The 15,587-nt window shown below is 44.1% G+C and carries 12 protein-coding genes; 5 read left to right on the top strand and 7 right to left on the bottom strand.

The features are described 5' to 3' along the window. The first annotated feature begins 32 nt into the window (after window positions 1-32). Window positions 33-926: a LysR family transcriptional regulator gene (locus DOE51_RS18390; protein WP_142697979.1), complete on the top strand. Its 894-nt coding sequence runs from the start codon at window positions 33-35 to the stop codon at window positions 924-926. 9 nt (window positions 927-935) lie between these two features. Here DOE51_RS18390 and DOE51_RS18385 read toward each other — a convergent pair whose 3' ends face one another. From DOE51_RS18385 to DOE51_RS18375, 3 genes are all read right to left on the bottom strand, one after another. Next, window positions 936-2,378, bottom strand: a complete 1,443-nt coding sequence (locus tag DOE51_RS18385; protein ID WP_142697978.1) for an energy transducer TonB — start codon at window positions 2,376-2,378, stop codon at window positions 936-938. Window positions 2,379-2,501: 123 nt separating this feature from the next. Beyond that, on the bottom strand, window positions 2,502-3,614 hold the full coding sequence (nagZ, locus tag DOE51_RS18380; protein WP_142697977.1) for a beta-N-acetylhexosaminidase: 1,113 nt from the start codon (window positions 3,612-3,614) through the stop codon (window positions 2,502-2,504). A gap of 11 nt (window positions 3,615-3,625) precedes the next feature. Next, window positions 3,626-4,489, bottom strand: a complete 864-nt coding sequence (locus tag DOE51_RS18375) for a hypothetical protein (RefSeq protein ID WP_142697976.1) — start codon at window positions 4,487-4,489, stop codon at window positions 3,626-3,628. A 122-nt stretch (window positions 4,490-4,611) separates the two neighbouring features. On the opposite strand from DOE51_RS18375, the gene DOE51_RS18370 reads away from it, so the two are divergent. The 4 genes from DOE51_RS18370 (at window position 4,612) to DOE51_RS18355 (ending at window position 10,723) form a co-directional block, all read left to right on the top strand. After that, window positions 4,612-6,807, top strand: a complete 2,196-nt coding sequence (locus tag DOE51_RS18370) for a TadE/TadG family type IV pilus assembly protein (protein ID WP_142697975.1) — start codon at window positions 4,612-4,614, stop codon at window positions 6,805-6,807. 84 nt (window positions 6,808-6,891) lie between these two features. Beyond that, window positions 6,892-8,370: a hypothetical protein gene (locus DOE51_RS18365; RefSeq protein WP_142697974.1), complete on the top strand. Its 1,479-nt coding sequence runs from the start codon at window positions 6,892-6,894 to the stop codon at window positions 8,368-8,370. Window positions 8,371-8,382: 12 nt separating this feature from the next. Further along, a complete protein-coding gene (locus DOE51_RS18360) occupies window positions 8,383-9,417 on the top strand; it encodes a hypothetical protein (protein ID WP_142697973.1) in 1,035 nt (344 codons plus the stop codon). A 109-nt stretch (window positions 9,418-9,526) separates the two neighbouring features. Beyond that, on the top strand, window positions 9,527-10,723 hold the full coding sequence (locus DOE51_RS18355) for an exo-beta-N-acetylmuramidase NamZ domain-containing protein (protein ID WP_142697972.1): 1,197 nt from the start codon (window positions 9,527-9,529) through the stop codon (window positions 10,721-10,723). Here the strand turns inward: DOE51_RS18355 and DOE51_RS18350 are convergent, their stop codons facing one another. The 4 genes from DOE51_RS18350 to DOE51_RS18335 form a co-directional block, all read right to left on the bottom strand. Continuing rightward, window positions 10,724-11,722: a sugar phosphate nucleotidyltransferase gene (locus DOE51_RS18350; RefSeq protein ID WP_142697971.1), complete on the bottom strand. Its 999-nt coding sequence runs from the start codon at window positions 11,720-11,722 to the stop codon at window positions 10,724-10,726. Then, the gene (locus DOE51_RS18345) at window positions 11,719-12,753 is read right to left on the bottom strand and encodes an aminoglycoside phosphotransferase family protein (protein WP_246845183.1); all 1,035 of its coding nucleotides are present in this window, start codon (window positions 12,751-12,753) and stop codon (window positions 11,719-11,721) included. The genes DOE51_RS18350 and DOE51_RS18345 overlap by 4 nt, the downstream gene beginning before the upstream one ends. A gap of 24 nt (window positions 12,754-12,777) precedes the next feature. After that, window positions 12,778-13,647 (bottom strand): hypothetical protein, encoded by an 870-nt coding sequence (locus DOE51_RS18340; protein ID WP_142697970.1) that lies wholly within the window; start codon window positions 13,645-13,647, stop codon window positions 12,778-12,780. 269 nt (window positions 13,648-13,916) lie between these two features. Then, window positions 13,917-15,473, bottom strand: coding sequence for a sigma 54-interacting transcriptional regulator (locus tag DOE51_RS18335; RefSeq protein ID WP_142697969.1), 1,557 nt, complete (start codon window positions 15,471-15,473; stop codon window positions 13,917-13,919). Between the last annotated feature and the right edge of the window lie 114 nt (window positions 15,474-15,587).

Genomic DNA, 15,587 nt, shown 5'->3' with positions numbered 1-15,587 from the left:
TCTAAAAATTAGATGTAAGGACGAGGGCAGATATGGAACTTAATTATCTACGCGTATTCTTTGAGGTTGCGAAAGACGGTCGTTTCACCGACGCCGCGAAGCGCTTGAATATCAGCCAATCCGCACTCAGCCGCTCTGTGGCCCTTCTTGAAGAAAACACAGGGGTGAAGCTGTTTAATCGTTCTAAACAGGGCGTGCAGTTAACTCCCACGGGTCAGGAAGTCTTCCGTCAGTGCGAGCAGCTTTTTCAGACTGTGCGCAAAATCAATGAAATTTGTAATGGCGAGCAAGAGGTCTGCGAAGGTCCTCTGCGACTGGCGACGACCGATCACATTATGAATTATTTAATTCTGCAGCAGTTGCAGAGCTTCCGAAAAGATTTTCCCTTAGTTGTACCTGTGATTTCGATTGGTACGCCGGATGAAATTATTAATTCTGTTTTAGCTGATGAGTATGAATTTGGTTTGTTGTTTGCGAAAGTATTAACTCCGCAAATTAATTACGAAGCTCTTCATGAAGAGCCGATGGCCTTAGTTGTTCAGCCTGAAGTTTGGCAAGAATGCAAAGGCGTAAACCAAGCCGCAACGATTAAGAAGGTCTTGAGTAAAGTTGGATATATCTCTTCCGTAGGGGCGATCGGGCAGAAGCGTGCTTCGCGTGTTTTATTAGAACTCTTCGGTGAAATGCCACGCGTGGGGATCGAAGTCAGTGGGCAAGAAGAACAAAAACGCATCTGCCTGTCGGGTGGCGGTATCGCTTATCTATCACGCTTCATGGTGGATAAAGAAATCAAGAGCGGCCAACTGCACGAGATCAATGTTGAAGAGCCGCATGTATTTAAATTGTGGTTAGCTACGAAGAAGGGAAAAACACTGAGCATGCCTGCAAGAAGATTCTTGGATCGATTGCGTGCTCAGTGGAATTAGAAAGTGAATTTAGTTTTGGCTAACGCTTGTTCTTAAACGGCCGCCATCTTGTTGAACGCCGCCTTTAAGGTCCCAACGGAATGGAAGCTCAACCCAACCTTCTTGCCCTGGGTAGAAGCGCCATCTTTTCAACGCTTCCAAAGTTTTTGAATCCAAGTTTTGGTAACCTGTCGATTTCATCTGACGGAATTTTGTGACATGACCGTCTTTCGTTACCCACGCAACGAATGCAACTTCACCTTGGTCACCACGACGACGTTCTTCGCGATCGTATTGTGGACGAGGGTTGCCAGGCATTTGACGAAGTTGATCAAGGCTACGAACACCTTTTGGATTTCCCGCAACTTGCGTACCGACATCAGAAGAACCGTTATTGCCAGCACCCGCACCAGTTCCGCGGCCATGACCATTACCTGAACCACCTAAGCCAGATTTAGCTTTCGCTGCATTAGCGGCTGCAAGACGAGCGGCGTTTTCACGAGCCTCTTGATCAGCGGCTGCTCGTGCTGCCGCCGCAGCAGAAGCACGCTCAGATGCAATTGCTGAAGCGATGGCTTTCGCATTGTTCTTTCTCATGTCCTGTTGAAGAGCTGCGAAGCGAGCGGCATCTTCTTTATTTTTGTCTTCAATTGATTTCAATTCATCATCTTGTTCGGCTGCAAGTGCATTGGCCATTGCATCCATATCAGCTTTTTCTTGCGCAATCGCTTTTTTGTGAGAGCGATCGATATTTGCAAAGTCCTCATTGAAATCTTCATTCATATCTGAACGAACAGGATTTTTTGCCAACTCGCCTTCATCCAAAGATGGAGCATCGATATCGTCAATCGACATCGGCACAGCTTTAATTTGAGTTTTTGGAGCGATACTACGTGCAGAGGCTTTTGCGCCTGCGATTTTAGCTTTTGGAGATTTTGCGACAGCCGCTTTTGCCGCTTTCGCCATTTTTGGATGTTTCGCGGTCTTCGCGGCAACAAGAACGTCACCCGGGCCACCGGCTTCAGCTGCAGCTACGGCTGGTTTCGCTGGTGCTGCGGGAGCTGGTTTTTCCTCTACGACAGGAGTACCACCTTGAGTCGGTGGAACCTTCGCACCACGAGCTTGCAAACGGGGAGCAGGAGTGTCTTCGATTTCAATAGTGATTGTTTCTGTTTTAGCTTGTTCAACTAAAGGAACGCTCATCACGGCAATACCAAGAATAGCTGCTGCGTGCAGAGCCATCGACATTGTCATGAACTTTGAAGTTTTGCTTTGTTCAGGTTCACTGTGAGCCATCGCCCAGGCTTGATAATCCAAAGCGTTTGAACTTTTTGAAGACTGCACTGCAGGGGCCGCCACGGGAGCTGCTTGTGTTTGAGATTTCTCTGCTTCAATGAAATTCATTGAAGGCATCTCAAACAAACTTAATTGGTTTTGGTCGTGATCATTATCACTTTTTACGTCGAAACCCATAGATACTCCTCTGGCAACAAGGGAAGCATTATCAATTCCCGGGCCATAGCGAGCCCTGACCTGCTTTGAGCTTGCAGGTCAGGCGTGGGTAATAAATTCAGGGGTGTATCGGCGCTGGTCAGCCTATTCTGGAAGGAGTCCTTCAGGCATTGAACCGTTGGCAATTGCCGTTGCGATCTTCAAATTCTCTGGCGAACCGACGATTTTAATAACTTCACTCATAGGGAGTGGTTCAGGCTGAGTGATTTTTTGCTTTTTGAACTCAAGGATCTTTTGGTGATTGGCTTCAAGAGTCGCTTTATCCAAACTGCCTTGTGCGGTTGCGCCCAAGATCGCATCAATTGCCTGTGGCGGCACTTCAGGTTCATTGCAATACAGAAGAAGTTCGGCACCCGCTTGCAGCGCGCGCACTGGGATTTCTTCGACGCCAAAGTGACTTGCCATCGCTTTCATTCCCAAATCGTCTGTAATCACCAGACCGCGATAACGACACTCTTCACGAATAATTTTTTTGATGAAGATTTCTGACAGAGTCACTGGCCAATCGGGATCGATTTTTGGGAACTTGATATGCGAAGTCATCACCATATCAACACGTGATTTAAAAGTTTTCTTAAACGGGATAAGTTCCAAACTTTCAAGTCTGTCGATATCTAGATTTTCAACAGGCAAATCGTAATGGCTATCAACGATCGTGTTGCCATGACCGGGGAAATGTTTTGCACAAGTGATGATGTCAGATTTGATGTAACCACGAACAAGTGCGGAAGCATGGCGAGCTACTTTTTCTGGATCGTCGCTGATACTGCGATCACCGATAACTGTATTTGCTGTGTTTGTGAAAACATCCACGCACGGTGCGAAGTCCAAATTAATTCCCACGGCTTTTAATTCTTGGCCCATGCGATTCGCAAAATGGAAAGAAGCTGTCGGAGCATCAAGATCGCCAAGTTTGCGCAGTGGTGGCCACACTGTGAATGGAGGTTTCAAGCGATGAACGCGACCGCCCTCCATATCAATTCCGATAAATAGTGGAGCTTTGTCTTCTTGTTTGTGACGAAGCGATTGGATCTCTTCACAAAGATCATGAACTTGTTTTGGATCGGCAACGTTTCTTCCGAAAAGGCAGATACCACCAATGTTATTTTCAACAATAAATTTCTTTTCGTCGGCAGTGAGTGCATGTCCTGAAATACCAATAAACATGTGCTGGCCGATGATTGATTTCATGCTCATGAGAGAATCCTTTACTGTCCGCTTTTATCTGGCTGAGCTTTGATGTTAATGCCTTCACCTTGAGGAACACCCATTTGTTTTCCTGGTGTTGGCGTCGTGCTTTTTGTTTTCAAATTTTGTGCGACGATATTTTGAGTTCCCGCAGGCACTCCGCCGAACAAAGTTTTTAAGATCGTACTGCTAAAAGGTAGATTTGCCGTTGCATCGCTGGGAGTTCCGACAAGTTCTGTGGAGATTCCTTGAGCCATTGCGTTTGTGCCAAGAACTTCCCCACGTTCATTCACGTAGCTTAGGAATTTAAGATCTTTGAAGGTGTTTAAGATCTTGAATGCCTTAAAGCCGTTGAAGTTTTCTTCTTTACCAACAAGGGCTTGGCCTTTGTAAATAGCGGCATCTTCTTCAGCAATTGCTTGGTATTCGTATTTTGTTTCTGATCTTAAGCCTTCTTTACTTTTCAACATCAAGTACACCAAGAATGTTGATAAGAATGTGCCTTTAGGAATTTTCTTTTCGATGCGCTGGATTTTACCGTTCGTTTTCATGAGGGCATTAAGATTGCCACCTTTGAATTTCGCGTCGATGGTTTTGACTTCCTTACCTGCTAAACTCGTGTACTCGTAAGAAATGGGCGCAAGTTCGCTATCGGCGACGGCTTTAAGACTTTCTGTTGTCTCTGTCGCGCCTTTGCCGGTTTTTAAAATATATGTTGAAAGGAATTGCTTCTTTTTAGAGTCAAATTCGTAGCGGCTGATCACATAGCCAATATGTTGGTCACCCGAAATAATTTTCGAATAACCTTCAAAGAGGACGTCCGCGTGAGAACTCAGCGGCAATAATACGAGAGCTAGAAAGACTGCGATGAACTTACGGACCATTGTCGAGTTCCTTCCTTAGAACTATGGCTAAAAGTCTGTCATCTCACTATAGAACAAGTCAAAGTTTTCGAGGTCGAGTTATTGCCTCTAAGCCCTCGATAAGAGACAATGTTTAAACGCAAATGTTAAAGAACCACAACAGTACTTTTTTATTCAAGCTTCGAGATCGCAAAGGCCAAGTCGCCTTGTTCGTTGCTTTGATTTTTCAGGTGCTGTTTTTGTTTTTTGCGATGGTCATCAACGTCGGCTTGCTAGTTCACCACAAAATCAATCTCCAAAACTCCGTCGACCTTGCCGCATATTATGGTGCCGCGAAACAAGCAGAGGATCTAAACGCTATCGGACACATGAATTATCAAATTCGCCAAAGCTGGAAACTGCTAGCGTGGCGTTATCGTATGTTGGGTAGTGCGGGGGAATCAATTTATCACCCTTATTTAAAAAGTACCGCTCAGTTAAGAACTGCTTTAGCGGTCGAGGGCGTATCATCATCCGGTCCTATGGTTAATATGCAAGATGCGCCGGCGTTTTGCATTACCTACATTCCATTTCAACCGATGCCTAAAGACGAAAACACCTGTAAGTTCATGGCCGAGCAATCATCCATTAGTTTGTTCCGTGCTCCGAAAGTATTTGGTTTCTTGTCCATCACGCGCACAATGAAATCAGTCAGTGATATGTTGATCAGTAAAGCTCTTGAGCGCTGTAGAGATTTCGGATCTTTCAATTATTTGATGCTTGGGAAGTTCGTTGTCGCATTTAAAACTGACCAACGTGATCGCATGCTTGTTATTAATGAACTTGCAAAAGCAATGAGCGCGAACGAAGAAGATTTTTATGACCTTGATGGTGAATCGGTTAAGGTCGGCATGCAGAATACATTTCAGAACAATTTAACAGTTCCAAATCGCAGAGCGGTAAACAGCTTCAAGACTTATAACTCTCTGGGCAGTGCTGCTTGTGGGAAAACTACAGATAAAGATCGCCCTGTTAAGTGGCTTAGTCCTATCAAAATTTATCCAGGATTTTCATACATCGACACTGTATGTCAGGGTAATTCAAACGGTGGCGCCATCGATACAGTGGCTAAAGAACTTGCGGGCGATCCAAATAGTTTACCTGCGCATTATACTCAAACGGCTTTTGTTAGTGGCATAGAAGAGTTAGCACAGAGTATTGGGTATCTTTCAAATCTCAACGATACATTTAACTTCTCAATGGGTGTCGAGAAAAATCCTTGGTGCGTAGGATATGTTGGCGCGTCGGCGGAAACTCAACCTGCTATTCCTTTTTCTCCTTTTGGAAAAGTGACTTTGAAAGCTCGAGCTTTCTTTAAACCTTTTGGCGGAAGAATCGGTCCTTGGTATCGCAACAGTTGGAGTTTCAGACAAACTGACAACCAATATTCTGATGGCTCAACAATCGTAGATCCAATGTTGCCTCCTCGTCCTACAGATCCTGGCGCAGTTGCGGGTACAGTTACTGATCCAAATAATATGAAAACACGCGCCGCAAATTATAGTCGCTATGTTGGTGATCCCTACGGCTTGAAGTCGGCTCAAATGATTGGTTATTATGGACAGGCAATTTACGAAACTTCACCTGTGTGGCGCTCTAGTCGTTATCAAGCGATTTATAATGATCCGAACGCTGGTGTATCTAAGTCGTCTCCAAATTTTGCGGACTGGGATGCACTACCTTACAAGTTTGCTGATTCTGGCGGATCCGGTGATCAAATGGCGTGGGATTCTATTTCTAACATGCCTACAGAGATGCGTAAGTTAGAACTTTCGGCGATCGTGCCCAATACGTTCGACAACGCTTATTATTCAATCGAACCAGATTTCTATCATAATTATTATGACAGAATGAAAAAAGGTTTCATTTCTAAAGTAGGTTCTGCCGTTGCGAATCAGTTTAGACCTGATCTTGGCTATCACAGAGGCTACAAAGCTGGCGCGATCAATTTAGAAGAATACTCTGTGAAAGATCAGATGGCCGAAGTGGCGCAAATTCCTGACTCCAATCTTCCGGTAAAATCATTGTTTACTTTCACTCTTGATGATTGGAAGCATTTGCTTACGGGCTGGAGTGATAAAAATCTTATGGATTACTCTTTGAATCCAAACACGTTTGGCAAATGTGATACCGAACCTGTTGCGGGCGTACCGAATCCTGGGAATTGCGTTGTTGGTGGTTCAACTGGTTTTGGTGTGAAGATGATTTCTTCTGATTGGCTAAACTCTAAAGAGCTTAAATTGGGTGGCGAAGGAACAAGTGCGGGTCGCTTGCTCAACCCTCCACCTGAAGATTTTTAATTCGTCTTATTTTGATACACTTCCACAATTCCTCAAGATTGTCTGACTTTTGTCCGAAAAGTTAGGGTATAGGGGAATCTTCTTATGAAAAAGTTTGGTGTGTTACTCACTATATTTGTGTGCGTGACTGCATTAAATTCCGTCGTGTTTGCTGATCCGACAGCAAATGATTCAGCTACCAAAGGTGATACTCCAGCGTCTACTGCTGGAGGATCTGCTATTAAAGACCCTACGAGTCCTGAGGGTTATACACAAGATGCACAGAACTTGGTTGCAGCTGTAAAAGCGATTGAGACGGCAGCTAAGGCTGTAGTGGATGGAAAGGTAGATGAGTTGCCAGTAATCGAAAAGTTATCGAGTGCAGCCTCATATTACGGAAACTTACATGGTACGTGTGTAAAGACCCAAGCGACTGCTAAGTGGCTATGTCGTGAAGAAACAAGCCCTGATTTACAAAATACATTGAATAAAATTAACCCCTTGATGGCGTTGTTTAATACTGTAGCAGTAAAAGACGCTTGTGATACTTTTGGTAAAGTAATGACCATGGCTCAGGCGGGTCTCACTGCTTATACTGCAGCATGTTCAGCAGCAAGAGCGTCTTGTGAAAGTTCTTGTTCAACGGTCTTTAATAATATCAAACAAATTAATGATCTGGCTTCGAAGATGACTGGTGCATGTGAAGATATTCAAGCAGGTGCATGCTCAAATTATAAGAATACGTTCACAACAAATATAAAAACAATTGTCCAGGTTGCCTCTAAAGAAACTAACGAAAAAGAAGCTACTCTACCAAAATCAATAGCTTCGAAAAATAAAGCATGTACTTATACGTATGGTGATATGTTAGTTTCGGCGGGCACTGGTATCTTGTCTGTTGTGCGTAGCTTGAATCAAGCGCAACAGTGTGGTGATGAGACAAACGGTAGCTCGACTGCGGCGAATACTCCGACAGCGGATACTGCTGAAAAATGTTCGAAGCCAGAAAATGCTCAGTTGCCTGAATGCTTGTGTATAGCAAACCCACGTTTGCCGGGTTGTGCGAATGGTCTGCAAAAGGCTGGAGAGAACTCTACAATTGGAACTATGTCAGCTCTTTCTTCGCCAAATGCAAATTCAGCGAACAAAAATGGATTAAGTGGTGCAGACCTTTCTGGCGGCGCTGCCGCTGGTGATGAAAGAAAAGTAGCTAGTGATTCATCTGGTAGTGGTGCTCCAGGTGCGCCAATGGGCGGTGGTGCTGGTTTAGGTGGTAGTGGTGGCGGAGGTTCCGGCACTGGTGCTCCGACTGGTGATGCGAATGGAAAAAAAGGTCTTGATGCAAACATTCTTGGTGGCGCTTCCGGCGGTGGTGGCGGTGGAGGAAGTTGGGGTATGAGCGGTGGCTCGGGCTCTTCTGATTCCAAACTTCGTGGTTACTTGCCAGGTGGTGCGCAAGATCCAAATAAAATGGCTGGCCAAGGCAATTGGACAAAAGAAGTTACGGGCCAAGGCGGTAAATCGAACTGGGAAAAAGTTCGTGACCGTTATCGTGATAACAATACAACTTTGCTAAATAACTAAAAGGCGGGACTGATGTATAAATTATTTCTTTCAAGCCTATGTGCATTTAGTTTGGTGTTTGCACCAGCAATCGGCCTTGCAACGCAAGTGTCTTCAGTGCCCACAACTAAAAATACCGGTAGTGCTGGTGTTGAGAATGGTACAACTCCTACAGGGACTTCAGCGCAGCCAAGCGTGAAAGACGGTTCCGATCAATCTGGAAGTGGTAATAGCAAAGCTTCAGCGATCAATAAGCTTACTGGTGGTATTCAAGTAGTTACCGGCGGTATGATGATTAGATCTGGAATTGCTCAGAATGCTTCATGTGAGTGCGGGGCAGGAACACCACAAATTATGATGGGTACAATGCTAGTGGGAATGGGGTTAACCAATATTGCGCAGGGTGGTGACCATAGTGGTGCTGCAGGGTCTGCGGGCGTGACAGGTTTTCAAACTGACGGTTTTGGTGGTTTGAGCGGAACTGGTTCAGGCACTGAAAATCCTTACGAGACATTAACTTCAAAGGATCCGACGTATACAAAAGTTCCTGACACATTGAAGAGCATTGAAAAGCAAGGGGTTTACGACCCTAAAATGGGTACCTTCAAAGTTGGCGATAAAACCTACAAAGCATCAGACTTTTCTTCACAAGCTGCGATGGCTGCGGCGGGCTTCCCATCAGGTATGATCGCTGGTGCGATGGATGCAATGTCAGAGGCAGAGAAAAAAGCTTACGCAAAAGTCGACAAAATTAAAATCGGTGCAGCGACTGCAGCTAACGGTTACGAAGAAGGTGGCGGCGGCGGTGGAGCTGGTTTTGATAATGGCGCTTCCGGTGGTGATGGTTCCAGCGATTACGCAGGGGCAGGTGCTGGCGGTAGAGCCGGTGCTGGTAAGTTCGGTCTTGATCGCGATCCTTCAAGTCTTGCGGGTATGTCGAAAAACTATAATGGCGAACCGATTGGTGTTGCCGCTGACAGTATCTTCTTGATGATGAGTCGACGCTACAAAGTGAAAGAAAGCCAAGAGTCATTCTTTAGTCCTGGCGACATCGCACTTCAAAAATAAGTTCTAAATACAAAGCGGGTCACGAACCCGCTTTTTTCATTAAAAAGATTAACCAACAATCAAATTCCCGTTAGACTAATACGCGTAATAGCGAAAAGGAATTTGCATCATGAAGTTGGGTCTTGAAGTTTTACTAAGCGACAGCAAAAAATTAAAAGCACTTAAAGGCAAAAAAGTTGGATTGATTTGTCATCCAGCGAGTGTCGATGAAAACTTGCAACACAGCCTGGATTTACTTTCAAAAAAAATCAAGTTGTCATGCGCCTTCGGTCCACAACATGGTGTTCGTGGCGACAAACAAGACAATATGATCGAAAGCCCAAACTTCGTTGATCCTGTTCATCAAATTCCAATTTTCAGTTTGTATGGTGAAGTTCGCAGACCGACTGCAGAGATGATGTCCCACTTCGACGTCGTTCTTTTCGATTTGCAAGACCTTGGCTGCCGTATCTACACTTTCATCACAACATTGCTTTACGTGATGGAAGAATGCGCAAAGTTAAATAAAAAAATCATCATTCTTGATAGACCCAATCCAGCGGGCCGCGTGATCGAAGGCTTCCGTATGCGTGAAGGTTGGGAGTCATTTGTTGGTGCCGCACCAATTCCAATGCGCCATGGTTTAACTGTGGGCGAGCTAGCGCTGTACTTCAAAGATCACTACAAATTAAATCTTGATTTAGAAGTTGTGAAAATGAAGGGCTATGCTCCGAATAAAGCTCCTGGCTATGGCTGGGATATGAAGCGCCCGTGGGTGAATCCTTCACCAAATGCAGCGTCGCTAAATATGGCCAGAGCATATCCAGGCACAGTATTGATTGAAGGCACAACTCTTTCAGAAGGTCGCGGTACGACTCGTGCGCTAGAAATCATTGGCGCTTCCGATATCGACTTCGCAAAAGTTTTGAAAGAGATGAAAAAGAAAGCTCCGCAATGGCACAAAGGCGTTGTGTTGCGTGAATGTTTCTTTGAACCGACTTTCCACAAGCACGTTGGAAAATTGTGCCACGGTTTCCAATTCCACACGGACAGTATCGCTTACAAACACGAACAGTTTAAACCGTTCCGTTTAGTGGCGTTGATGTTAAAAGTTATCAGAGAGCTTTACCCGAACTATCCAATCTATCGCGATTTTGCTTATGAGTACGTGAAAGATAAATTGGCGTTCAACGTGATTAACGGTGGACCAGAATTAAAAGATTGGATCGAAAACAAAAATGCAAAGCCTGCCGATTTAGACAAAGCTTTGCTTAAAGATGAAAAGTCTTGGGATAAAGAACGTAAGAAATATCTGCTTTATAAATAATTAAAGCAGCAAAGTGTTTTCGGCCTCAGTTCCTGGGGCCACAGACACACCTTCACCGACAATCACATTCTTAAGCTTACATTCCTTCGGCAAGCGACTGCCTTCCGCGAAACAAACGAAGCCTTCAAATTTAGAATTATTATCGATGCGTGCATCATTAGAAAAATGCAGGTGAGCTCCCGCAAAATCTTGGGTGATCATCTTGCCATTTGCATAACGTTGAAACGCACGTTCCAAAGCCGCTTTTTCAGAAGATGGTTCAGAAGACATCAAATATCCCAAACACTTTTCTGAAGCCTCTAAGAAGTCTTTGATATTGCCAGTTTCAAACCAGGAGCATTCAAAAGGACATACCTGTACAAGCTCACCTTGTGCGATTCCAGCAGCCACGCCGTCATACAGAATGTTAGAAGCGCCCGTTGACGGAATATATTGGAAAATACGTTCTGAAAGAATTTGTACACCGATGAAGTGCCAAGCTTTATCTGTATTGGGGATCGCAGTCTTACCAAAACCACGAACTTTATTTTCCTTCGAATCGACCCACACACCACCGAATTGAGTACCCACGCCTGGATGATCCATCACCATCAAAGTGGCTAGTGCACCTGAAGCTTTGTGCTGGGCGATAGCTTTTTTAAGGACATCAGCATCTTTCGGCAGGATCACTTCATCCGAATTCATCATGATAAAGTCGCCGCCACCGTGAAAGTGCTGACGAGCTTTGCCTAAGCCACCGCCATTACCAAGAATTTCGCCGACCTCGTCAGAAAAAATAAGTTCCTTGGCGCCATGGGGAATTTTGTGGAAAAGACAGTGGATTTTTTCAGGAAGATGAAACGTATTAACAACAAGCTTATCAATTGCAATGTCGTTTAAAAAACTCAAAGAGTGTGAAGCCAGTGGCAAATTCAAAAATGGAATAGCAGGCTTCGGCAATTGATGAGTGTAAGGGCGAAGGCGCGTGCCTTCACCCGCTGCAAGCAGCATCAGATTCATAGAGTTTCGTACTTTCTTTCAAGAGCGCCAGAGTCAATCAACACATCCGCGAACATTTTGTATTCTGGGAATTCGTTGATGGCTTTCATTACGCGACGAAGAGTCCCTGAAAGATATTTCAGGTAACGTTTATCTTGGCGTAAGTGATAGAAGCTGGCGAAACTGCCGCACGCTTTGAAGCATCGTTGAATAGATTGCAATTCATAGATGCGATCGAAGTGTTCACGCGAAAAATCTTTCGGCAAATACTGCTTTGATTGATCCAGGTAATAATCGATCAAAGTTTTCGCCATACTATCGTTCATATCGACGTAAGAATCGCGCATCAAGCTGACAAGGTCATACTGAATCGGACCCAAACGTGCATCTTGGAAATCGATGACAGTCATCTGATCCAATTTGATCATCAAGTTGCGAGAATGATAATCGCGATGAGCAATGCGCTTTGGCTCGTTATGAAGTTTCGTGCACACATCCAAGAAGATGTCAGAAATTTCTTTATTGGTTTTGTCGTTGAACGGGAATTTTAAAACGCCGGAAAGAAGATTGTCTTTGCCGTAGTTCATTTCCCACAAGAATTTTTCAGTATCGAATTGGATTTTGAAAGCCGTGCATTCTGATTTATCCAAAGTGGCAGGGTGATGGATCTTAACGATTTCATCAACGGCCATTTTATAAAACTCCATCGAGTTTTCTTGCGTTTGGCTTTCCCAAAATTTGCGTTCTAACGTTAAATCACCAAGATCTTCAAGAAGGACCAAGCCTTCTTCAGGTGACATTGCAACGACATGCGGAACGTGCACGCCATTTTTAGCGAAGTGATTTAGGACACTCAAGAATGGATAGTTATTCGGATCAAAAGGTTCCCAGCGCATCAAGACCCAAGAATGTTGGTCAAGAACCACGCGGTAGTAGCGGCGATTGGAAGCATCCCCGGCTAGAGAGAAGACTTTGTATGCGTCCGAGTTAATAGAACGATTTAAAAATGGAACTAAGTATTCATCATGAGTGACCATAAGAAAAATTCTCACAGACACTCATGAGATTATCAAGAGTTATGCGTTTTCCGGGGCATCTTTCATGAAGAACAATTCAAGAACTTCCTTCAGGCCTTGTGTCGATAAAGGCGCACGGTCTACCTCGAAACAGTTCACAGAAAGCTCGTCACGTAAGTTTGCACCTAAGGCTTCAACTTGTTGTAACTCGTCCGCTTTAAGATTCGTGCTTGTGATAACCAATGGCTCGTCTGAAAGATGATCTTCAGAAAGATAATCCATCAAAAGCTCTTGCTCAGCGGCATTCAAAGACTCAACGTTTTCGATAAAGATTGTCATTGCACCAAGTTTGCAAATATCGAATGAAGAGTGCAGTTGACCTTTAATGTCGTTGAATGGAACGAAAGCCCAACGGCCTGTCATTTCATGCAGCTGCAAAGCTACTTTTTTATTAGTAGTTTCTGAACGACCTTCCAAGTGAATAAGGTGGGAAATAAGATCCAAACCTCGACTTTGGGCTGTATCGTTGTCTTCTTTTAAAAGCTCATCGATGGAAGGCATTTCTTCTGCGAACAAATGCACGTTTTCTAAATTCAAATTTGCTTTAGAAATCTCCATCAAATTGGATTCACGTTGATCAAGGTACCATTTGTACATCGCAGGTTCTAAAACCATGCGAATTAATTGTGTGACCCCTTGGCGTTTTTCTTGATTAAGGTCATCAGCAGAAGGAACAACGGCCGTCCCCAAATACGAGCCGTTGACCTTGATTGGAACGTGCAAGTCACGCCCCCGCGTGAATGCATCTTCATCTGATTGAAGCTCCGACAGATCCATCAATTGACGAATCTGCAAACCCTTCCCATAGCGGCTAGCTAAAATTTGCTTCAAGCGATTTACGAATGAGCTGTCCAATGTTGAGTTCTGCATATAACCACGTACCCCTTACTCACAGACCCTAATATACAAAGGCAGTGCCAACAGATTGCAGTTCGGAAATTGCTATTAGATATTCAGTACTTAAGCTAACAGCATGTCTACAAAAGTAGCATTTAAAGAGGGGTCTAAAACTCATCAATTTTAGTTCGATAAGGTAATTTCTTTAGGGCAGGGACACAGAGGGGCACGGGCTACCAAAAAGAAAAGAGGGACTGTTGTGCAGCCCCTCTTTTGTGTGAGTCATTTATTTATCGTTCGGACTAGCGAGCGATTTTACGTTTATCAAGACCGTATTTTTCAACTTTCATGATAAGACCGGCGCGGCTGATGCCAAGCTCTTTCGCAAGTTTAGATTTATTCCAACCTGTGCGACGAAGACCTTCGCGGATCATTTCGCGTTCTAGATCTTCCAAAGCATCTTTCAACTTACCTTGCAAACGAGAGCCTTGAACTTTGTTTTTTTCGCCAGCTTCCAAAACTTTTGGAGAAAGAAGTTCTGCCATTAGTTTTGTTTCGTCGCCAGAAAGAACGCAAAGTCTTTCGATTTCATTTTGCAATTCACGCACGTTACCTGGCCATGGATAGTCGTACAACTTCTCCAAAGCACGTTTCGTCAATTGACGTTTTGGACCACCTTGTTGTTCGTGGATTTTGTTCAAGAAGAAATCCGTCAAGAACGGGATGTCTTCTTTTCTTTCACGAAGAGGTGGAACGCGGATGTTGATAACGTTTAAGCGATAGTACAAGTCTTCACGGAATGTACCTTGCTCAACCATTTCTTTTAAGTTTCTGTTTGTCGCCGCAACGATACGAACGTCAACTTTTCTAGATTCAGTTGCGCCCACTGGCATGAAAGTACCTTCTTGCAATACGCGAAGAAGCTTAACTTGCATTTGTGGAGACGTATCACCGATCTCATCCAGGAAGAATGTACCTTTATCTGCCATTTCGAAAAGACCTTTTTTGTCTTTCAAAGCGCCAGTAAATGAACCTTTGATGTGACCGAACAATTCTGATTCTAACAAGTTGTCATTGAATGCAGAACAGTTTTGGATGATGAAAGGTTTGTCTTTACGGTTTGAATTGTAGTGGATCGATTTCGCGATCAACTCTTTACCAGTACCGTTTTCACCTTGTACTAGAACCGTTGAATCTGCACCTTTGATTTTATCAAGCAAAGCGTACAATGATTGCATTGGTTTAGATTTACCGATCATGTTGTCGTATTTAAATCTGTTGCCCAATTCTTTATTCAATTCTTTGATGCGATCTTCACGAGAAGAAATCTCTAGGTGAAGAGTCACGATCTCTTGTGCAACTAGTTCGCAAAGTTCTGCGAAGTGAGTGCGTTCGTGATCATCAAGGAATTTCAATTTGCCCAAGCATTTTTCGATCACTTCGCCTGACATGCCGAAGGCTGCCAAACGATCGCGGATCTCTTGCAAACGAGAAGTGAAGTTAGCGTCGCGGAAGAAACCCATTGCGACAACTGTACCTACACAGTCATTTTCGATCATGATTGGGAATACACCAACGTCAAAACCAACCATGTCCCACTTGCGTAGAGTGTAGCGATTTTGTGAAGTGCGAAGATCGTCTAGTGATTTACCAACTAGTTCTGCGATGCTTGCTTGACCTGCTTCTTTATTTACAAGAGCAGCGATAGCTGGATTGTTGAAGCCCGCTTTATCAGAGTCATAGCCTTTAAGCATTCCACGCTCGTCAGTGAAAACAACGTCGATGTTCCACCAAGCGCTAAGGATATGTTTGAGTTTCTTGATCACATGTATATGTTCAAACTCATCCCAATTAATCATAGTTCCATCCCTTCAGTCTTTGACCGTAAAAAAGTGTCGATACTTTTATCGTCAAGAAAGTAGACAAACTTTAGGCGAAGCTGTCTAAAAAGCATGCAAGACTGGACTATGAGG

The organism is Bdellovibrio sp. NC01, assembly GCF_006874625.1.
GTDB lineage: Bacteria > Bdellovibrionota > Bdellovibrionia > Bdellovibrionales > Bdellovibrionaceae > Bdellovibrio.
The sequence above is the reverse complement of the archived record's forward strand: the minus strand, read 5'-3'. Positions and strand labels throughout refer to the sequence as shown.